The organism is Halomonas citrativorans (genome assembly GCF_900163645.1).
GTDB classification, from domain to species: Bacteria; Pseudomonadota; Gammaproteobacteria; order Pseudomonadales; family Halomonadaceae; genus Vreelandella; species Vreelandella citrativorans.
On sequence record NZ_FUKM01000001.1, the window covers coordinates 1 to 21,586 of the forward strand.

The following is a 21,586-nucleotide window of genomic DNA, read 5'->3' on the forward strand; positions in this document are numbered from 1 at the left end:
GGCACTCGCGCAGCGTCACTTCCCGCGCCCAGCCGCCGTCTTCAAGACGGTTATGGGCCATGGCGAACGGAAACTTCAGGTTCGGGATCCCGGCATTGTCGGTTTCTGGAGGCAGGAAGATATCTGGATTCATTTTATCCAGAACAACATTACGTGGGCCAGGATCGTCAGCGCCCTGGGTTCCGCGAATAGGCTGTGGTGCGTCTTTATCAGTCATGGCTTTGCTCCTGTATTTACCTACAACGTATGGGTCAATGTAGCTATTGTTACAGTTGAAGTGGATAACAGCCGGGTGATGCTATTCAGAAATTAAATTAAACGGACTCCTCGCTCTCCACCTCGCTATATGACCGTACGGCCAAAACACCAAACTCCAAGTTCGATATGTCTGCTTTAGAAAAGTTATCATTGAGCTTTAAAGATAAAGTGGCGTGCTATTTTTCTTAGGCACCTGCAAGTCCACTGCCAACCATATCTAGCGGCTTAATAGTCTTGTCGAAGAGTTCGGCACTAACCTTGCCTGAAGCCAAGGCAGCATCACGCAGGCTTGTGCCGTCCGCGATTGCCTTTTCGGCTATGTGCGCTGCATTTTGATAACCGATGACGGGCGATAGAGCCGTTACTAGCATCACGCTTCCTGCGACGTATTCCTTGATTTTCTTCTCGTTCAGTTCCGTGCCCTCCACAGAAAACTCACAAAATCTACCGCATCCATCGGCGATAATCCGGGCAGAATGCAAAAAGTTATTGATGATCACAGGCCGCATGGCGTTAAGTTCGAAGTTGCCTTGGCTGCCAGCGACGGAAACAGCTGTATCGTTGCCCATTACCTGGATAGCAATCATGACGATTGCTTCGCACTGGGTTGGATTAACCTTTCCAGGCATGATAGAAGAGCCAGGTTCGTTGGACGGCAAGATGAGTTCGGCGAAGCCGCAACGCGGTCCAGAAGCCAGCCAGCGCATGTCATTGGCAATCTTCATTAACGCTACTGCAAGCCCACGAAGTGCTGCATGTGCTCGGACCATTGCATCCAACGAGCCTTGTGCGGTGAATTTGTTAGGTGCTGTAACGAAAGGCTTGAAAGTCAGTTCGGCGATTTTTGCGGCAACGTCGACGGCAAAGCCTTTAGGCGCATTCAGGCCAGTGCCAACGGCCGTTCCACCGACAGCCAGCTCGTAGAGCCCCGAGCGGCTGGCCTCAATGTCAGCAATTGCTGCTCTAATCTGCCCAGCCCAACCGTGCCATTCCTGGCCAACCGTTAAAGGGACAGCATCTTCCAGGTGTGTGCGTCCAATTTTTACTACGTCCATCCAACGGTTGGCTTTGCTCTCAATCGTCTCAACAAGCTTTGTTACTTGGGGCAACAGTACCTCATCAATCGCGAATACTGAGGCGATGTGCATGGCGGTAGGAAATGTATCGTTTGACGACTGGCCCATATTGACGTCGTCGTTTGGAGCAACGGGTTGCTGAGAACCGATGTTACCGCCAAGAAGCTGAATTGCCCGGTTCGAAAGTACCTCATTAACATTCATGTTCGACTGAGTACCAGATCCTGTCTGCCAGACATACAGCGGGAAGTGGGCGTCGAGCTTACCGGTGATCGCCTCATCAGCGGCATGAATGATTGCGTCGCGCTTAGTGTCAGACAATCGACCAGCCGCCGCATTTACCATAGCGCATGCCTTTTTCACGTATCCATAGGCGTGATATACCTCTTTTGGCATTAAATCATCACCAATATTAAAGTGAATCAGCGAGCGCTGGGTCTGGGCACCCCAGTAACGATCTGCCGGCACGTCGACACTTCCCATAGAATCGAATTCAGAACGCGTGCCGTCGGCCTCAATACCGATGGGGAGATCACGTAAGGCATCTGCTTGATTATTCGTCGTCATAGCTTATTATCCTGTATACAAAGATATAAAAGCGTAGCTGTCGTTGGAATTGGGGAGACGCTGATGGCGTCATTGAAATAGAGTCAGCGACAATGAACTGACAGCCTGCCCCCTATGTGAAGGTAGACTGTCAGTTCGTACTGTTTTAACCAGCTTCCACAGGGTTATAGACGGGCCACCACTGAGCCTCACGTACGGCTTCCACAGGGTCCGAAAGATCCTTGGCGCGCACCAGCCCTTGACTCTGAGCAACCCGAATTACTTCCACAGCGACTGCACTGGATGTGGTGCGCAGCTCTGCATTCGATGGTAGAAGCGAAGCGCCGGGCTTATCTTCAGGACCTTGGCCCGCGACCGCTTGCGCGGCAGCAAAAATCATTTCATCCGTAATCTTGGCCACGCGTCCAACAATGGCGCCAAAGCCCAACCCTGGATAGAGAGCTGCATTATTAGCCTGGCCAATGACATAGTTGACACCCTTGTACTGCACGTCATCGAAGGGAGCGCCGGTGGCGACAAGTACCTTGCCGTCTGTCCACTCTATGAGATGAGCAGGAGTTGCTTCATGCAGTAAGGTGGGATTGGAAAGCGGAAAGATGATGGGCCTCTCAACATTGGACGCCATGTCGCGGACGATGCTTTCGGTAAATCGGCCTGGTGTCGTTGACGTTCCAATAAGGATAGTTGGCTTCACTTCGGAGACTACCGCCGCAAGGTCGATAATTCCGCTAGCGGCAGCGCGTGCTGCGCGTAGAGCCTCCATTGCAGGCCAGCGGCTTTCGTCGGCCGGAATTGGCTCACAGGGTGTGCGTTTCCAATTAGTGACTTCATCAAGGGGCCGCGCATATGGACGCTGGAAATCAAGTAGGCCGTCCGTCATGTCGTCAGTAAGCAAGCCAGGAAGGTCCACCAACCAAACTTTACGAGTCGCCTCTTCTTTAGATACTCCGTGGCGAACCATTTGGTCCCGAATCTGATCTGCAATGCCACACCCTGCTGTACCAGACCCTACGACTACAACGCGTTGTTCATTCCAGGGTTTTCCTGTGCGCTCTACCGCGTTTAGTAGACCTGCGAGTACAATTGCGCCCGTACCCTGCATGTCATCATTGAACGTTGGCAGCTTATCTCGATGACGCGCCAGAATGCGGCGCGCATTGGTGGAACCGAAGTCCTCCCAGTGCAACATTGCTTTAGGGAACAACTTATGCGCTGCGGCCGCATAGGCGTCCACAAAATCATCATACTGCTTGCCTCGTATACGACCATGACGGTACCCAACATACTGGGGGTCATTCAACAATCTCTCATTGTCAGTTCCTACATCCAGTATCACAGGTACCACTCGGTGCGGATCTACGCCAGCAGCTGCAGTGTAAACAGCCAACTTACCAATAGAAATATCGATACCGTTGGCCCCCCAATCACCGATACCAAGGATTTCCTCGGCATCAGATGCCACAAGCAAATCAATGTCATTCGCGCCTGCACCGAAGGCCGCAAGTTTCTCCTCGATTTTTTCCGGCTCATTGATTGAAAGGAAGATCCCACGTGGCCGGTGCATGATCTCACTAAAGTTCTCAATTGCCTCACCAACGATAGGGTCATAGACGATGGGAAGCATTTCCATCATATGACGTTGAAGGAGAGCATAAAATATTGTCACGTTGTCATCATGGAGATCCCACATATATATATGTTTTGCGAGATCAGTAGGTGCCGCACTATAGGCCGCATAAGCGCGGATGAGTTGCGGTTCAAGTTCAGTAGTAATGATTGGGGGAAGCAGCCCGTTAAGACCAAGTGCGTCACGCTCACTCTGACTAAACGATGTTCCCTTATTTAAAGATGGGTCGCGAAGTACTGCGTACCCACGTGCTGCTGTTGTAATGCGCGTGCGACCAGAGCTATCTTTCGATATGTTGGCTTGCCTGCTAAACATTATAACTCTCCGTTTAATCGTTGCGACCCATCGTCGCTTTTTTCGCCAAAAGCCTGTAGTACAGGCGTTATTAGTTACCCATCATCTGATCTTGATAGTTCTTGCGATAGTTCTTGTAATGGTTGTTGCTCATAAATAACTTCTTTTTAAACTGCTTAAGAGGTCATTAATGATACTTACCAATGTAGATTAGCTTATGAAAAAAACAATATAAAAGTTAGGGTGATTTGACGCTTTTTATGGATAGGTATGAGAGAAAAAAATAAGCCTTTAATATTAATATTGTTTTATGAAAAATATTGCTTATTTATTTTTCAAGTGATGGATGCAGCTTCTAAGTGAGCAACAAAACAATCATCATGGAGTGGGTGGCGGAGCCCCGTGGTGCTTCGCCATCAGTTCGCTCATCATCTCAACACTGGAAGTCAAACCGCTTCACGGACGCATGTTGAATTTTATGAAAAAACTGTTGGCGCACTGCCCTCTTGATCAGATGGCCTTCCCAGTGTCCTTGAAATTCGTGTTTTCCACCTCAGGAAGACATGGTTGAATGCTGGCGATGCCAGGTATTGGCTGGGGCGATGCTAAAAACCAGGTATTTGAGTATATCAATGCGCACCTGAGCGAACCCCGGGAGCGCTACAATGCGCTAATGGATGACCCAGCTCATATTGAAGCGGTGCTGCAAAAAGGCGCTCAGCGCGCTCGGTAGGAGGCTGCGATAACCATGGATAAGCTGCAGCTGCGTTCAGTGGTCGGCCTTGGGCGTTTTATTTAAGCTTGTTAGCGGCTGAGTAACTAAAAACCCCTTCCAGTTGGAAGGGGTTTTTTAATGCGAGCATCGAAAAGGTTTAGCCTTCGATAGGTGCGCGCCAGTCGTCCGAGCCAGAGGTGCCGGCAACGGTGTGTTCCCAGTCAATTTTACGGTACGCCAAAGAGACGTCCATCAACTGGGTGAATTCTGACTTGTTAATGTCCTGAGCGTGCGGCATGCGCAGGTTGATATCAACAATAGTGGCATCCGTCAGCGACGTGGTGAAGAAGTGCTCTTGCTTGCCTTCCACAGAGGTGCGGTACCATTTCAGTGCCACATTGGGCAGCATCTCACCAGAGGCGAGAGCGTTATACATCAGTGGCACAGACTTGTTTAAAGCAACCGTGAAAACAAAGGGTTTGTGGGCGCGTTGACCGGAAGGCTGGCCTGACTGCGGGTCAGTTGGCACGGTGACGACGTGCTTGAACTCTTGTACCAGCATTTCGTCTTCGTGGCCCTCAACGTAGATGTTGCCTACGGAATCAGGAGTAAAAGCACCGGCAGTGATGTTGCCCTGAGTTTGGCCTTCGATGCTGATATAACATGGTGTTGGCATAGTCTGCTCCTTGACGAAAAAGTGAATAATGTCCAGTGGACACGAATATAGATGGCAAGTGCTATGCCATTATTTTTTTTTGTTTATTATTCATGGGTTTATGTATTTTATTAGTTATGGTTAGGCAATGGTTCGCTTGTTTTCAGGCAGCTTCTTGCCTGCCTGGCAATAAGTTGCTTGTTTTGGCGCTAGAAATAGGCATGTGCGTAACTTTGTGTGTAAAAAGATTCTTTTTGTATCTTTGAGTAAGTAATGTTGTTCATGTTTGTCATTGGCTTGATCTGTTTTACGCCTAAAAACGCCTTGGCGTCCCCTTATTCTGTTACCTTTCCATGAAGATTGCGCTTAAAAGTGAGCAATCATGTAAGCCATCGCTGATAGTTTTTGTAAGATATTTCTTACAAACGCCTTTTCTAGAAACGTAATATTTAAGTCTTGCTCTAATATGCTGCGTTCTTCGCCGATAAATCGGTTAAATGGACGGTTTTTCACTGCCAGCGTTTTGTCTCCACTTTTTGGGGCCAGGTAGAGAATTTATCCCTGTTTCGCTAACGTTGCCTGATTGAGAATTGTTCACGGTTACATTAAGAAACTTCTTCCAGGGCGGAGTGACATGGCTAAACAAGGAACCGTTGCGCCTAAAGAGCGCATCAACATTAAGTACGTGCCAGCTACCGATGGCCAGCAGGCTGAGACTGAGCTTCCGTTAAAACTGCTGGTTGTTGGCGATTTTAAAGGCGGCGAAGAAGAAACCCCTATCGAAGAACGTCAGGCTGTTTCGGTTGATAAAAACAACTTCCAGTCTGTTATGCGTGAAGCCGGGCTGACGCTTCAAGCCGCTGTGCCTAATCGCTTGGACGACAGCGAAGAGCCGTCGGATATGGCGGTTGATCTCACCTTCAAATCGCTCGACGATTTCTCGCCAGATGCCATTGCCAAGCAAGTTCCCGAACTGCGCAAGCTGGTCGAGTTGCGCGAAGCCCTGGTAGCTCTTAAAGGGCCGTTGGGCAATGTCCCGGCATTTCGTGACCGTTTGCAGAAGCTCCTTGAGAACGATGATGCTCGCCAGCAACTTTTGAATGAACTGGAACTGCTGGATACCGATAGCAAGAGCGAATAACGGTTTATCGCAAGTAGCGCACCTATCAAACGGTAAAACGAATTCGAGGCACAGCGATGAGTAAAACGGCTAAGCAACAAGCAGCAGTAACAGAAACAACAGAAGGTTCGCTTCTTGATCAGGTCATGGCCCAAACGCGGATGGCCCCAGCAGATGAAGGCTACGACGTTGCCAAGCAGGGCGTGGCCGCCTTTATAGCGGAGCTTTTGAACAGTAACGATGAAGCACCTACCGTCAATAAATCACTTGTTGATAGCATGATTGTTGAGCTTGATCGCAAGATTAGCCATCAAGTCGACGAAATTCTGCATGAACATGATTTCCAGCAGCTGGAATCCGCCTGGCGTGGTTTGAAGCTTCTCGTTGATCGCACTGATTTTCGTGAAAATATAAAATTAGACGTTCTACATGCAACAAAGCAGGAACTGCTTGAGGACTTTGAATTCGCCCCTGAAATAAGTCAAAGCGGTCTCTACCATCACGTTTATAACGCGGGATATGGCCAATTTGGTGGTGAACCTGTTGCCGGAATCATAGGGCATTACGATTTCACGCCTTCCACCCCGGACATGAAGCTTCTGCAGCACTCCGCAGCCGTAGGTGCAATGGCGCACGCTCCCTTCATGTCGTCGGTAGCGCCTTCCTTCTTCGGTATTGATAGCTTTGAAGAACTGCCTAACATCAAGGATTTCAAAGCTATTTTTGAAGGCCCGAAATACGCGCGCTGGCGCAGCCTGCGTGAGTCCGACGATGCACGCTACCTGGGATTAACAGCGCCACGATTTTTGCTACGTACGCCGTACGATCCTATTGAAAATCCTGTTAAAACCTTTAACTACCGCGAAACGGTTAGTGAAGATCACGAGCATTATCTCTGGGGCAACACCTCTTACCTGTTGGCCGAGCGCTTAACGGACAGCTTCGCTAAATACCGCTGGTGCCCCAATATTATTGGCCCGCAAAGTGGCGGTGCTGTCGAAAATTTGCCGGTGCACACCTATGAGGCCTTTGGCCAGCTACAAGCCAAAATCCCGACCGAAGTATTGATTACTGACCGGCGCGAGTTTGAGATGGCCGAAGAGGGCTTTATCTCACTAACCATGCGCAAAGGCAGTGACAATGCTGCTTTCTTCTCAGCTAACTCAGTGCAAAAGCCGAAGGTGTTTCCTAATACCGCTGAAGGTAAAGCGGCGGAAACAAACTTCAAGCTGGGTACACAGCTTCCCTACATGTTCATCATTAACCGCTTGGCGCATTACATCAAAGTGCTGCAGCGTGAGCAGATTGGTTCCTGGAAAGAGCGCCAGGATCTTGAACGTGAACTTAACGCATGGATTCGCCAATACGTAGCCGATCAGGAAAATCCGCCATCCGATGTGCGCAGCCGCCGTCCGCTTCGTGCCGCCTCGATTCAAGTATCCGATGTTGAAGGCGAGCCAGGCTGGTACCAGGTCTCAATGGCAGTACGCCCGCATTTCAAATATATGGGGGCAAATTTTGAGCTATCACTGGTCGGACGTCTCGACAAGGAATAAAGGGCTGGCGAAGTCATGGCAACTGGCAGTAGTAGCTTGTTAAGTAGTCGGTTGTTTGAACGCCTTGCTGCACCCCATCAACCTGCGTCTCTTAAAGAAGAGGAGCGGTTGATGGAGGTGGTCGAGTCGATCAAACGTCACTTGGTTGAATTGCTTAATAGCCATCCAGGCAACAGCCCCTGCGCGCCTGAACTGGGCCTGCTTGATTTCAATGATGCCACCATTGGTGTGCTGGACCTGGAACTCAACATCCAGCAGGCCATTCGCCAATGCATTGAACAATTTGAACCGCGTGTAAAGCGGGTTGATGTCGAGTCGCTGCCCAATTCCGGCGACCCGTTGCAGCTGCGTTTTCAGGTTCATGCAACGGTAGCGTTAGGCAGGGACAGTGCGCTCACCACTATAGATCTACTGTTAAACAACAAGCGTTATCAGTGTCTCAATTGATGGACCCAAGGGGCACACATGCTCAACCGTTATTATCGCGATGAACTCAATTTTTTAAAACGCCAGGGACGCGAGTTTGCTGAAGCAAACCCGAGCCTGAGCCGGTTTCTGTCTGAACGAAGCACGGACCCGGACGTTGAGCGGTTGCTTGAGGGCTTTGCATTCCTGACCGGGCGCATGCGAGAAAAAGTGGAAGATGAGTTCCCGGAGCTTACTCACTCATTGATCAGCATGTTGTGGCCGAACTACTTGCGGCCCGTGCCAAGCATGACCGTTGTGCAGTTCATGCCCATGTGGCACTCCTTGAGCCAGCATCAGCAGGTGAGCCGGGGAACCGAGCTTGCCAGTAACGCTGTTGAAAACACGTCTTGTCAGTTTCGTACCTGTCATGACGTTAGGCTTTATCCGCTGGAGCATGCAGGTGTAGAGGCACGGCACACGCGTGAAACCTCACTTGTCGAGCTAGCGATGGATGTACGAAGTGACCAGCCCATGAACGAAATGGGGATAACGTCACTGCGTTTGCACTTGGGAGGCGATACTTACACAGCGCGCACGCTTTATCTGTGGATGAGCCATTACCTTTCACGTCTTGAACTCGACATTGATGGGAACCGCCAAACGCTTCCTGCCAGTGCGCTGAAGGCCGTGGGGTTTGAGCGTGAGCAGGCGTTGCTACCCTATCCGAGCAATGTGCACCAGGGGTATCGCATACTGCAGGAGTATCTCTGTTTTCCAGAGGCGTTCCACTTCTTTGATGTGCTGGGGTTGAATCAGGCGCTACCGGCAGCGCCTGCAAAACGGGTCACGCTTCGGTTTGTCTTTACGCGGCCGTTGCCTACAGATGCTCGCCTCCAAAACGAGCACCTGGCGCTTTACTGTACGCCTGCCATTAATCTTTTTGAACATGATGCAGAGCCTATCGACCTGACGGGCGAGCGTAGTGAGTACCGCATTAGGCCCAGCAGCAAGGCGCCCTCGCATTATGAAATATTCAGCGTGGATAATGTGTCAGGCCGGCTGGAAGGCGAGCAAAGTAGCTCGCAGACCGCTTCGCGGCGATATGTTCCCTTTGAGAGTTTTCAGCATCAGATTGAACGGGATAGGGGGCGCCAAGCGCTTCACTTTCGTGTGCGTGTTGGCAATAGCCTGCGCAGCGATGGGTTTGATCACGATATTGCGTTTATACGTGAGGATGAGCAGGAGTGCCTGGGGCGCCGGGAAACCATTTCTCTTGCTCTGACCTGTTCCAATCGAGAACTGCCAGAGCAGCTAACCGTTGGTGATATATGTGTCGACACGGAAAAAAGCCCCTCGTTTGCCACGTTTTCCAATATTACCCGGCCCACACCCGTGCTTCGGCCAGCCATTGACGATGGGTTGTTATGGATACTGATTTCAAACCTGTCGCTTAACTATCTTTCGCTGCTCAATCGCGATGCGCTGTGTTCGGTATTGAGAGCGTATGACTTCCGCGCCCTGGTTGATCGTCAGGCAGAGCGCATTGCCCAAAAGCGGTTGACGGGCATTATCAGTATCGACACACAGCCGGTTGATCGTCTTCGTAAAGGCCTACCGGTGCGCGGTTTGCGCTCCGTCATGACGCTTGATCAGGATGCGTTCGGTGATGAAGGCAGTCTGTACCTGTTTGGCAGCGTGCTCGCCCGTTTCTTATCGCTTTACGCCAGCATTAATTCGTTTCACGAGTTGCAGGTCATTAATCGCCATAACCAGGAACGCTACGTATGGAGCCTACAGGAAGGGCAACAGCCACAGATGTAGCGTTGGCACCCCTGATTCAAAAGGCGCGCCGCTACGAGTTTTTTCAGCTGGTAGAACTGCTGCACCGTCATCACGAAGATGATCAGGAGCAGCGCCATGGTGAGGGCGTGCCTTCTTTTCAACGGGTGCGCTACAAGACCTCATCCTCGCTCGGTTTTCCGGGAAGCGATGTGTTGGCGCTGGGTGTCGGTGAGCGTGGTCAGTATGAAATGGAAGTGAGTTTTCTGGGGCTGCAGGGGGCGCAATCTCCGTTACCCAGCTACTACCTGGAGGCGTTGGCGCATGAGTCTGCGCATCAGGAGGGTGCGGCAGGCGACTTTTTGGATTTTTTCAATCATCGCCTGTTGACCCTGATGCATCAGAACTGGCGGAAGTATCGTCACTACGTGCGCTATCAGGACAATGCGCGGGATGGATTTTCAGCAGCCGTCTTTGCATTGGTGGGGCTTGCCGACAGTGACCTGCGCGGCGAGACACCCATCAACTGGAGCAAGATGCTGGCCTATGCGGGGCTTCTGGCAGGTCGCTCACGCTCGCCGGATGTGGTCACTGGTATCGTCAGCCACTGCTTTGACTTGGCCAACGTGGACATCGAGGAGTGGGTTCACCGTTGGGTGGAGATCCCGCTGAACCAGCGTAGCCGCATGGGAATGACGGGTATGACGCTGGGTGAGGACATGGTCGCAGGCGAGCGTGTGGCCGATGTAAAAGGCAAATTTGCGCTGTGTCTTCGTGGCTTGACCCTTGAGCGTTTCCGAGACTTTCTGCCCGATGGGGAAGAGCATCAACCGCTAAAAACGCTGGTCAGCTTTGTACTGCGAGAGCCGCTCGCCTATGACCTGGAGCTTGAGCTACTGGAAAGTGAGGTTAAGCCCATGCGCTTGGGCGATGGTGGGTCATGCCAGTTGGGCTGGACAACGTTTGTAGACCCTGATGGTGACGATACCTCGACGCGTCGCCGTGTACGCATTCAGATGATGAGTTAACGCATGCAAGTTGATCCGTTTGACGCCGTGACTTTAGTGGTTGTGAACAGCGAACAGCTGGAAGGCCGCTCGTCCAGTAGCTATGTCTTCCAGGGTGAGGGAGGAACGCTTGGCAGCAGTGATTACGATGACTGGCTGCTACAGGACCACGCCGGAAAAGTGCGCCCTCAGCATGCCGAGATTACCAGGATTGATGGCAAGTTTTGTCTGATTGACTGCAGCGGCCACACGTATATCAATCGCGCCACGCTGCCGGTAGGGCGCAACCGTAAAGTTGCCCTGCGTGATGGCGATGAGCTGACGATTGGCGTCTATCGCCTGAAAGTACATTCAGGCGACCGGCACGCCTGGCAGCCTGGTGTCCATTCACTCACCACGCTGATTGATGAAGAGCAAGAAGACGTCACGGCGCATGAGCATGCCGCTTGGCCAATGGGAAGTAGGCAGGAGCGGCAACACCCTGCTCAGCAGGAAGACCCTATAGAAGCGTTAGGCGGTGTTGTACCCGGGGCAATGCAGCATGACCCCATGGTCGCGCTTGATAAAGATGCAGCGCCACCCTCCACGTTGGAGCCATTGGATGCGAGTCCCGGCTCGTACCGTAGCCACTTCAACGAGTGGCCACAGAAAGAGCATCGCGATGACGCGGTGCGCCTTCCCGATATCAAACCCTTGAATGGCACGACAAAACAGAGGAGCAGTGGCATGGATGAACGGCAGCTAAACGACTTGGAGCGCTCTGTTGGCGAACAGTTAGAAGATCGCTGGCAGCAGCCAACCACTCAGGCGCTTGGTCATATAGGTGCCGACCCGTTGCTGAGAGGGTTAGGGCTTGATCTGCCTTTTCGAAATAGCGAAGAACAGCAGGCGTTCCTGGAAGAGGCGGGCCATACGCTACGCGCTACTATCGATGGCCTCCGGTTACTGCAACAGAGCCAAAACGATAGCAAGTACCCGCTTCGCGATCGCCGTTTGCAGCCTATTGAAGATAACCCTCTCCGGCTTGGTCTGTCATTCGAAGAAACGGCAGAAACCATGTTCTCTGCACAACGCAGCCCCGTTCACCTGTCAGCCCCTGAGGCGGTTGCTGAAAGCTTGCGTCATCAAGGGCAGCATCAGGCAGCGGTTGAAGAGGCCATCGGTCAAGCGCTGGGTGCCATTTTGGACGCTTTCTCTCCCGAGGCGTTGCTCAAACGCTTTCACGCCTATCGAGGCGCTGGAAATCGCATTGAGAATGAGGATGGCTGGGCCTGGGAAATGTATCAGCACTATTACCGCGAGTTGAACTCTGGCCGTCAGCAGGGCTTTCAAAAGCTTTTCTGGGAAGTGTTTGAGCAAGGCTATGACCAGTCAGTACGCCGCCAGCAACGGGAGGAGGCATGAGCGCCTCAGGCCTGAGCGTGACGGTCATTCGCCTTGCCGGGCTGCTCTGCGTGCTTCTTCTGTTGGCCGGTTGTGCATCGACTCGGGAGGCCGCGGGTAAAACGTGGCAGGTAATGCGCGACCCCTCCATTCCCGTCGGCTACCCCGAAGAGCGCCCCACGACGGTGGATATCAGCATGGTGGCCGAGCCCAACATGAACCCCAACGTGGAAGGCGATGGCACGCCGCTGCGTTTTCAGGTGCTACAGCTGAAAGATGACTCCATGTTGATGGCTGCTGACTTAAGCCAACTGCATGAAGACCTGGAGGGAGCGCTGGGAACGAATTACCTGACCCATGACGACTTTACCTTGCTGCCGGGCCAGTGGAAGTTCTATGAACCGTTCGCGGTTGATGAAGAAACACGCTATATCGGGCTAATTGCTTTTTATGCCACGCCTAACGAGGCGGAATGGAAAAAAGTCGTGAAAGTAACCAGCAGTGGAGAGCACTACCACCTGTTGGTTCACCTCCGTGACAATGAAGTTGAGCTAAGGAAGGAGGAGTAATGGCTAGCCGGAATCGAGTGGTATGGAGCGAAGGCCTGTTTATCAAGCCTCAGCACTTCCAGCAGCAGCAGCGTAGTCTTGAAGGACTTTTGGACACGCGTCTAAAAGGGGTCAGCCACTACCTTTACGGGTTCTTGTCCCTTGAGTTGAATAACGAGTTTCTAAGCTTTGGACGGGTAGCGATCAGTCGGGCCAGCGGTGTCATGCCTGATGGCGTGGCTTTTCATTTACCTGCAGATGATGTTGAGCCAACACCGCTTGAAATTGATGATGCAAGCATCACAAATCAGGTCGTCTATCTTGGCTTGCCGCTGGCAACCGATGGTGTAGGTGAGGTGCGCTGGCCAGGCGATGATCTTCCTGCCCGTTATCGTCACTCATCGCGTAGCGTACGGGACCTTCACTCACAGGATGGCGCCACCGCCGAACTTGAGGTCGCCAGGGTGTCGCCGCGCTTACTGCTTGAGCGTGATGACCGCAGTGGCTATGCCTGCCTTGCCGTGGCGCGCATCATTGAGCGCCGGCCGGACGGTAGCCTGGTATTGGATGAACAGTTCCTGCCCACCCTGCTAAACGTGCAAGCGGCGCCGGGGTTACAGCGCTTTGTGGGTGAAATGGCGGGCCTGATGCGCGAACGTGCTCGTAATATCGCCCAAAGGCTTTCTACGCCCCACCAGGCAGGCGTTGCGGATGTGGCTGATTTTATGCTCCTTCAGCTGCTTAATCGTGCTCAGCCTCGCTTCCAGCATCTGGCGCGTTTGGGACAGCTGCATCCTGAGCGTCTCTACGACACCATGCATGAAATCGCCTGTGAGCTGGTGACCTTTACGGATGAGTCCCGGCTGCCGCCCGAATGCCCGGCCTACGACCATGATCATCCCGAACGGGCCTTCAAGCCGTTGATGAAAATGCTGCGCCAAGCGCTTTCTACCGTGCTTGAACCACGGGCAGTGGCTATCCAGCTGCAGTCACGCCGCTTTGGCCTGCTGGTCGCACCGCTTTCTGATCTCAGCCTGATCGAATCTGCCGAGTTTATCCTTGCCGTGCGCGCTGACATGCCCAACGAGCGCCTACGCAAGCTGTTTCTTCAGCAAACCAAAGTCGCCAGTGTCGAGCGGATCCGTGACCTTATTAGTCTGCAACTGCCCGGCATACCGCTTGAGCCGCTGCCGGTGGCACCTCGCGAGCTGCCTTATCACGCAGGCTACACCTACTTCCAGTTGGACCGCCAAAGCGAAGCTTGGGGAATGCTTAACGGTGCCAGCGGCTTTGCATTCCACGTGGCCGGGGAGTTCCCGGGGTTGGAAATGCAGTTCTGGGCGATCAGGAGTTAAACCATGCAACATCTTGTCACTGATGGGCAACGCTCGACGCGTGGGGTTGCAGCGCCGCAAAAAATGCGCCACGAGGACCTCATTAATGAGCGTGGGTTAGAGCACCTCATTCATAGTCATGCAGAGCAGCTGGACGCTGACGAGGACTACTGGTTCCGGCTGCGTGGGCATAACCTGAATCCCTTGGTAGATGCTGCCAGCAGCCTGTTAGGCATGGTGGTTAGAGTTCGCCAACTTGATAGCGCGAGCGATGTCGAGCGTCTTTACCGCCAAGTGGTGGATGAAATTGCGGCTATTGAGATTGAGCTGACCGAACAGGGCTATGATCGCGCCACGCTGCTTGCCTACCGCTATGTGCTTTGCTCCTTTATCGACGAAGCGGTGATGGGTATGCCTTGGGGGCGGCAAAGCAAGTGGGCCGAACACTCGTTGTTAACCCGGTTTCATAACGAAACATGGGGAGGTGAAAAAGTGTTCTCCATTCTGGCGCGCCTGCAGCAAGAGCCTCAGCGCTATCGCGACATGTTGGCCTTTATCTACCTGTGCCTGTGTCTTGGGTTTGAAGGCCGTTATCGCGTCATGTCCCATGGCCGCGATGAATATGAGCAGATTGTTCGCGCGCTAGGCGACCAGCTCTCTTCTCTGGAACAACCCGCTGAAGACACACTGACTCAGCCGCTTAAAAATGTGGTGCAGGGGCGCTCTCAGCGCACGGGTAGTTTTCCGACCTGGGGAATCTTTGCGCTCTTCGGCATCGCCATGGTGGCCGTTTATCTAGGGTTCTCATGGTCGCTTGATCAGCAGGCCGAACAGATTACGACGCTTCTTAACCAACTTTATCGCTAGGAGATACCATGCTCAGGGTAGAGCTACCGGCGCTTATTGACCGCCTTAATACAATTGCTCGCCAAGGGCTTGAGCAAGCGGCCGTGCTGTGTGCGCAGCAGCAGGCGCCTGAGGTTACCGCCGGGCATTTGCTACAGGCGATGCTTGATCAACCCCTATGCGATGTACGCTGTATCTGTGAAGACCTTGAGGTCGATACCGCTGCCTTGCGTGCCCAGTTGGCAGAAGAAACGCGCCCGCCGCGCAATCTGGAGGTGGCAACTCCCAGCTTTTCACCGTTGCTGGTTGAACTGCTGCAGGATGCATGGTTACTGGCATCCACCGAGTACCAGCATCAGACGCTGCGCAGCGGCGCCGTATTTACTGCTCTTTTGCATAACCCGGAGCGCTATCTTGGCACGGGTTCAGTGCGTTTGCTTGCCGAGATTAACCGGGAAAACCTGCGCCGTCACCTTAACCGCTTGACGGCTGATTCGGCAGAGGCGCCTCAGGAAGCGAGTGCCAGCACTCAGCGTGTAGGCGCACATGGCTCTGGCGATGATAGTGCGCTTGCTCGCTTTGCGACCTCACTTACGGAGCAGGCACGCAAGGGTGAACTTGACCCCGTACTTGGCCGGGACCCTGAAATTGACCAGATGCTCGATATCCTCGGGCGTCGGCGTAAGAATAACCCTATTGTGATTGGCGATGCTGGGGTCGGCAAAAGTGCGGTGGTAGAAGGGCTAGCCGCACGTATTGTGGCAGGCCAAGTGCCTACCGCGCTGGCAGGTGTAGAGCTATTGACGCTGGACCTCGGCGCTTTACAAGCGGGCGCTGCGGTAAAAGGCGAGTTTGAAAAACGCCTTAAAGCGGTGATTGATGAAGTCAAAAATGCCCCGTGCCCCACGCTACTGTTTATCGACGAAGCGCATACGCTAATTGGCGCCGGTAATCAGGAAGGTGGTGGCGATGCGGCCAATTTATTGAAACCGGCGCTGGCGCGCGGCGAGCTGCGCACGATTGCTGCGACGACCTGGCGCGAGTACAAAAAGTACTTTGAGAAAGACCCGGCGCTTTCACGCCGCTTCCAGCCCGTAGCGCTTTCCGAGCCCAGCGTCGATCAGGCCTTGGTGATTCTACGCGGGTTACGAGACGTTTATGAGCGTGCCCACGGCGTACTGATCGGCGATAGCGGCCTGCGCGCGGCGGCGTCTCTTTCTGCCCGCTATTTGGCCGGTCGTCAATTGCCTGATAAAGCCATTGATGTACTGGATACGGCGTGTACACGGTTGGCGCAAGCACTGGATACGCCGCCGCGCAAATTAAGTCATTTGCAAAGCGAGCACACCGCCGCCCTGCGCGAGCGCGATCACTTGGCTCGCGAACAGTTACTGGGCCGTGAGCCGGATGCCTCGATGAGCCAAGCGCTTAGCGAGCGTTTGATGTCGCTTGAAGCTGAGCTCGCCACGCTTGAAGCCGCTTGGCACGAGCAGCGTGAATGCGTTGATGCGATTGTGACCCTGCACCGCCAGCTGTTGGATGCCGATGGCGTCTATGACAGCGATCAAAGCGATGATCAACAGGCTGAGCCGCGTTCATCCGAGCAGTTACACGCTGAACTTGCCGAGCGCGAGCAACAGCTGATGCGTTTGCAGCAGTCTCATGCACTGGTGAATCCAAGCGTTGAAGAGGCCCAGATCGCTCAAGTCATTGGTGACTGGACGGGCGTACCGGTTGAGCGGATGACCAGCGATGAGCTGACGCGTTTGACCGAACTCCCCGCTCACTTGGGCGAACAGATTCAAGGCCAGAACACGGCGATCGAACGCATTCACCGCCATCTGCTGACGGCGCGTGCCGATTTGCGTCGTCCGGGGCGCCCGTTAGGCGCTTTCCTACTCGTTGGTCCGAGTGGCGTGGGCAAAACGGAAACCGTGGTACAGATTGCCGACCAGCTGTACGGCGGTCGCCAGTTCCTGACCACTATCAATATGTCTGAGTATCAGGAAAAGCACACGGTTTCACGGCTGATAGGTTCTCCTCCTGGCTATGTAGGGTTTGGCGAGGGCGGGTTACTGACCGAAGCGATACGTCAGCGCCCTTACTCGGTGGTCCTGTTGGATGAAGTCGAGAAAGCCCACCCTGATGTGCTGAACCTCTTCTACCAGGCATTCGATAAAGGCGAGCTGGCCGATGGCGAAGGGCGACTGATCGATTGTAAAAACGTACTGTTCTTCCTCACCTCTAACCTGGGTTACGAGGCGATTGTTACCCACGGTCAGAATGCCGCGGCGCTGGATGCGGCGCTTTATCCCGTGCTTGCCGAGTTTTTCAAACCGGCCCTGCTGGCGCGCATGGAAGTGGTGCCTTACTTGCCGCTGGATAGCGATACGCTGCGCGACATTGTTAAAGCCAAGCTCAATACCCTGTCAGCCCGTATCCGTGAGCGTCATCGCCAGGCGGATGTGGTGCTGGAAGATGCCTTGGCCGAGGCAATATGTGCACGTGCCACGCGAAGCGAGAACGGCGCTCGTATGCTGGAATCAGTGATCGATGGTGAGCTGCTGCCGCCACTTTCCAAGGCACTGCTGGAGCGCATGGCGCGCCGCGAGACGGTTTCCAGTGTAGTGCTGGGCGTCGATGCGCAAAGCGGCACCTTCACGGCAGAGGTTGCCTAGCCTATGACGGAGCCTGTTGCCCCGACTACCGCTGGTTCGGCGCTATCGGCTGAGCTTTCGGCAATGCCATTGGCGTTAACCCTGGTGGAGAGCCTCAGCGCTGCTGCTCTGCGTCAGCGCTCGGCCACGCTTTTGCAGCGCCACCTTGGGCTTGCGTTAGCGGAGTGCCTTTACATTGATGGGAGCGGGCGCTGGTTGGGTCGAGATGTTGGCGAGGACCAGTTCGACTGCGGCGACTTTCATCATCCCTATGCGCATGTTATTCGCAGTGGCAAGCCGCTGCTGCTTAGCGTTGCTGATGCACGTATTCGCTTGGATCATCCCGGCTTCCAATCCCAGGTGGCATCGCTAGGCTCTTCACTGCATCTTCACATTCGGCCACTGCGTGGAGGGGAAAGCGGGCGTGAATGGTTGGGAGTAATCGTGCTGGCGGGTACGCAAGCAAGGTTGAAGGTACTCGCTGAAGATCCCGGCATGGCAGCGTTTGAAGGGCTTCTGTGTCGGCTATGGACGCGGCTTTCCAGAGAGCAGGGCGAGCGCCACCGCTCGCAGAGTCTGCAAGACTCCTTGGCCAAGCTGAACGATGGCGCGCGGCGTCAGGCGCTGGCTGATCGGCTAGCTGAGGATCTGCTAGGACACTCCAGCGCTATGCAGGCGCTGCGTCGGCATATTGTACGAGCGGCAGAGACAAACCTGGCGGTACTTTTGCAAGGTGAAACCGGTACCGGCAAGGATCGCGTGGCGCGCGCCATGCACCAGCTTTCGGCGCGCGCTGAAGGCCCCTTTATGGCGATCAATTGCGCCGCCATCCCTGAAACGCTGCTGGAGTCTGAATTGTTTGGGCATGGTAAGGGCGCGTTTTCGGGGGCTGAGCATGCTCGAGAAGGGCTTATCAGTCAGGCCGATGGCGGTACGTTGTTTCTCGATGAGATCGGGGATATGCCGCTGGCGCTGCAAGCCAAGTTGTTACGCGTACTCGAAAGCGGTCGCTACCGCCCGCTAGGAGAAAACGAGGAGCGCTGCGCCGACCTGCGTGTGGTGGCTGCAACGCACCAGCCACTGCGTGAACAGATCAAGGAACAGCGATTTCGTGCGGATCTTTACTACCGGCTAGGTCAGTTTCCGATCACCCTGCCGCCCCTGAGCGAGCGCCGGGATGATATCGCCCAGCTAGCGCAATCCTTTATTACCGATTTCTGCGCCCGCGAGGGGCGCGACGAAATGGGAATTACGCCAGCGGCCCTGCGCCTGCTTTATCGCCGGGAGTATCCGGGCAACGTCCGTGAGCTTAAAAACGTGATTGATTACGCCTGTGCGATGACACCTCACGATGCAGACATTGACACGTACCTGTTGCCCGGCGAGCAAGGAGGCTTTTTAACCGGCAGCGGTTTGGAAGAAACGCCGCCACCTGGCGAAGACGCCGCGCTGGCACTGCCCAACGACATTGTTGATCTTCGCCAAGCGATGCGCGATATCGAATCCATCATTATTCGTCAGCGATTGAGTCGCTTTGGTGGTAATCGTGCGCAAACGGCACAAAGCCTTGGGCTGCCCAAGCGAACTCTGGCTCATAAATGTCAGCTACTTGAACTGGATATTAAATGAACGCGATGCTGCTAAAACGCCAGTGGACAATCGGTGGCTTGCTGATGCTCTGCCTGTTGGCCTGTACGCCTTCAAAGGCAGATGAACAAAGCGCATTGCTTAAGAGCGCTCAAACCTGTGCGGAAGAGACCTCGCGCCTGGAGCGACTGAATTGCTATGACGCGCTTTTTCTGGAGGCAAATCTCAGTGTTGATGAAAACGAGCTGCCCGCGCTCTGGCGAGCCATTGAGCGTCAGGAGTCGGCCCGGCCTGATGACAACGTTGGGCTGATAGTGAATGGATCAGGCGAGAGCGTGCTGATCAGCGTGCCCGCACTGGGAACGACACCACCCAGGCCCATCATGGTGGTGGCCTGCGAAAGGCTGATCACTCGTTTCCAGCTACATCTTCCCACGCCGATCAGCGGTGCCCGAGTGGACCTGCAGATCACGGGGAACGGGCGTGCGGTGCAGCAGCAGTGGCGCATACGCGACGGTGGCCGGGTCGTTAGTGGTGGGCGTGGGCTACCTGCCATCGACACGCTGCGCCAATTGCTTGATGCCAATGAAGTCACGCTGCGCAGCGATATAAAAGAACTGGATGGACTGCGTTTTAACGTGGCGGGGCTGCGCCAGGAAATTGCCCCGCTACGCGAAGCGTGCAGCTGGTAAGGAAGGTTTTATGCGCATTACTGCCGAGTCACATCTAGCCCCCTTACTGGCACCCTTGGCCGCCAATGCCGAGGGGGCGCAGGTGGGCGTTCCCGTTGAAGATAGCAATGACTATCTGACGCTGGATGAGGAAATGATGAAGATAGGTTCGCTCCAGCACGCAACGGTGGAGTGGGACGTCGCCGAAGCACTGGCTATCCGTATGCTGAGCGAGCGAGGCAAGGACCTAAAAGTGCTGGGGCATTTGATGCACTGTATGCAGCACGGTAGTAACGGCGTGCGCTTTGCACTCTCGCTTCGCTTGCTTGCCCGGAGTATTGCCCAGCCCTGGTGGGAACACGCTTACCCGTTTGCAGGAAAACGCGGCGCCAAGATGCGCCCCAGGCTGTTCCAGCAGTTAATCCAGCGTAGCGTCAAGCTCGTAACAACGCTTGATTTTCACAATGCTGATGATGAGTTTGAAGCGTGCCAATCCTCGCTGAAAGAGCTTGAGCATCAGGTGGCCGAGAAGTCGCTTCCGGACGAGGCGGTTGCCGAATTAAGCCGCCAGCTAAACGCCAAGCGGCCCACTCAACAGCCTGCGCAAGCCGCTTCTCAAGTGCCATCCGGGCAGACGGCAGGACAACCTGCTGGCCGCCAGGAGCAGGCCACCACCACGCCTTCAGCGGCCAAGGCGCCTGAACTTCGCCTGGAGGCGGGGAACGAGCGTTCTAACCGTCAAGCTCTGCTCAAGATGGCGGAATTTTTAGGCGAGCAATCGCCAGGGGAGCCCTTAGCCTACCGCCTGCGCCGTTATGCGGTATGGAGCACGATTCAAGCGCTGCCTGCAGCCAAGGAGAACGGCAAAACTGAACTTGCGCCGGTGTCGGCTGATCGTGTCGCTGATTATCGTGAGGCGCTAGCCAAGGGGGGAGATAACGAACTTTGGCAGCGTATCGAAAATAGCCTAGCGCTAAGCCCCTATTGGTTGGAAGGGCATCGCCTGAGCGCCGGGCTTGCCAAGAAGCTTGGCCACACCCGCTGCGCGGAGGCGATCCGAGATGAAACACTGCGGTTTGTAGAGCGCTTAGCGGGTATCGAGGCGCTTGCTTTTAACAGCGGCGCTTTGTTTGTTGATGAAGAAACGAAGCGCTGGCTATACAGCACCGAAAACAGCGGCGGCGCGGTTGGGGGTGGCGAGGCTTGGCATGCCGGGCTTGAAGAGGCGCGCGAAGCCGTGGCAAACGGCGATATAGGCAAGGCGCTAAAGGTGCTTGATCAGGGCCTAAGCAGTGCCAGAACACCAAGGGAAAGTGCGTACTGGCGACTGGCCAGTGCTGATTTGCTGCATGAGACAGGGCTGGAAAGCCTGGCTCAGCAGCACTATCGCACGTTGCAACAAACGGTAACGGCGCTTGCGTTAGAGCAGTGGGAACCCGCGTTGGTATCACGCTTGAACGCTGCGGTTCAAGAAACGCACTGATAACGGTCATCATTA

The 21,586-nt window shown here is 54.3% G+C and carries 16 protein-coding genes and 2 pseudogenes; 14 read left to right on the top strand and 4 right to left on the bottom strand.

Annotated elements, in window-relative coordinates:
- From CZ787_RS00005 to CZ787_RS00015, 3 genes and pseudogenes are all read right to left on the bottom strand, one after another.
- Positions 1–217: pseudogene (locus tag CZ787_RS00005) on the bottom strand (oxalate decarboxylase); the annotation flags it as partial.
- 226 nt (positions 218–443) lie between these two features.
- Positions 444–1,901 (bottom strand): class II fumarate hydratase, encoded by a 1,458-nt coding sequence (gene fumC / locus CZ787_RS00010; RefSeq protein WP_087105287.1) that lies wholly within the window; start codon positions 1,899–1,901, stop codon positions 444–446.
- A gap of 145 nt (positions 1,902–2,046) precedes the next feature.
- Entirely contained in the window at positions 2,047–3,843 is a 1,797-nt protein-coding gene (locus CZ787_RS00015; protein WP_087105288.1) for an NAD-dependent malic enzyme, read from the bottom strand.
- Positions 3,844–4,408: 565 nt separating this feature from the next.
- On the opposite strand from CZ787_RS00015, the pseudogene CZ787_RS00020 reads away from it, so the two are divergent.
- Positions 4,409–4,621, top strand: a pseudogene (locus tag CZ787_RS00020) (tryptophan--tRNA ligase); the annotation flags it as partial.
- Positions 4,622–4,694: 73 nt separating this feature from the next.
- Here CZ787_RS00020 and CZ787_RS00025 read toward each other — a convergent pair.
- Entirely contained in the window at positions 4,695–5,213 is a 519-nt protein-coding gene (locus tag CZ787_RS00025; protein ID WP_087105289.1) for an Hcp family type VI secretion system effector, read from the bottom strand.
- 613 nt (positions 5,214–5,826) lie between these two features.
- Here CZ787_RS00025 and tssB point away from each other — a divergent pair.
- The 13 genes from tssB to tssA are packed head-to-tail and all read left to right on the top strand — an operon-like array spanning position 5,827 to position 21,571.
- The gene (tssB, locus tag CZ787_RS00030) at positions 5,827–6,333 is read left to right on the top strand and encodes a type VI secretion system contractile sheath small subunit (protein ID WP_087105290.1); all 507 of its coding nucleotides are present in this window, start codon (positions 5,827–5,829) and stop codon (positions 6,331–6,333) included.
- 56 nt (positions 6,334–6,389) lie between these two features.
- Complete coding sequence (gene tssC, locus CZ787_RS00035) at positions 6,390–7,868, top strand: type VI secretion system contractile sheath large subunit (protein WP_087105291.1); 1,479 nt, start codon at positions 6,390–6,392, stop codon at positions 7,866–7,868.
- Positions 7,869–7,883: 15 nt separating this feature from the next.
- A complete protein-coding gene (tssE, locus tag CZ787_RS00040; RefSeq protein ID WP_087105292.1) occupies positions 7,884–8,315 on the top strand; it encodes a type VI secretion system baseplate subunit TssE in 432 nt (143 codons plus the stop codon).
- A gap of 18 nt (positions 8,316–8,333) precedes the next feature.
- Positions 8,334–10,097, top strand: coding sequence for a type VI secretion system baseplate subunit TssF (gene tssF, locus CZ787_RS00045; protein WP_087105293.1), 1,764 nt, complete (start codon positions 8,334–8,336; stop codon positions 10,095–10,097).
- Positions 10,061–11,083, top strand: coding sequence for a type VI secretion system baseplate subunit TssG (gene tssG, locus CZ787_RS00050; RefSeq protein WP_087105294.1), 1,023 nt, complete (start codon positions 10,061–10,063; stop codon positions 11,081–11,083). The genes tssF and tssG overlap by 37 nt, the downstream gene beginning before the upstream one ends.
- A gap of 3 nt (positions 11,084–11,086) precedes the next feature.
- Positions 11,087–12,466, top strand: coding sequence for a type VI secretion system-associated FHA domain protein TagH (gene tagH, locus CZ787_RS00055; protein WP_087105295.1), 1,380 nt, complete (start codon positions 11,087–11,089; stop codon positions 12,464–12,466).
- Positions 12,463–13,014 carry a type VI secretion system lipoprotein TssJ gene (gene tssJ / locus CZ787_RS00060; protein WP_087105296.1) on the top strand — a complete coding sequence of 184 codons (552 nt, stop codon included), beginning with the start codon at positions 12,463–12,465 and terminating at the stop codon, positions 13,012–13,014. Before tagH ends, tssJ begins: the two co-directional genes overlap by 4 nt.
- The gene (gene tssK / locus CZ787_RS00065) at positions 13,014–14,348 is read left to right on the top strand and encodes a type VI secretion system baseplate subunit TssK (protein ID WP_087105297.1); all 1,335 of its coding nucleotides are present in this window, start codon (positions 13,014–13,016) and stop codon (positions 14,346–14,348) included. Before tssJ ends, tssK begins: the two co-directional genes overlap by 1 nt.
- Positions 14,349–14,351: 3 nt before the next feature.
- Complete coding sequence (icmH, locus tag CZ787_RS00070; RefSeq protein ID WP_087105298.1) at positions 14,352–15,194, top strand: type IVB secretion system protein IcmH/DotU; 843 nt, start codon at positions 14,352–14,354, stop codon at positions 15,192–15,194.
- Between the two features lie 8 nt (positions 15,195–15,202).
- Positions 15,203–17,851, top strand: coding sequence for a type VI secretion system ATPase TssH (tssH, locus tag CZ787_RS00075; RefSeq protein WP_087105299.1), 2,649 nt, complete (start codon positions 15,203–15,205; stop codon positions 17,849–17,851).
- A 3-nt stretch (positions 17,852–17,854) separates the two neighbouring features.
- On the top strand, positions 17,855–19,459 hold the full coding sequence (locus tag CZ787_RS00080) for a sigma-54 interaction domain-containing protein (protein ID WP_087105300.1): 1,605 nt from the start codon (positions 17,855–17,857) through the stop codon (positions 19,457–19,459).
- A complete protein-coding gene (vasI, locus tag CZ787_RS00085; RefSeq protein ID WP_087105301.1) occupies positions 19,456–20,109 on the top strand; it encodes a type VI secretion system-associated protein VasI in 654 nt (217 codons plus the stop codon). The genes CZ787_RS00080 and vasI overlap by 4 nt, the downstream gene beginning before the upstream one ends.
- Before the next feature lie 10 nt (positions 20,110–20,119).
- A complete protein-coding gene (gene tssA / locus CZ787_RS00090; RefSeq protein ID WP_087105302.1) occupies positions 20,120–21,571 on the top strand; it encodes a type VI secretion system protein TssA in 1,452 nt (483 codons plus the stop codon).
- The last annotated feature ends 15 nt before the right edge of the window (positions 21,572–21,586 follow it).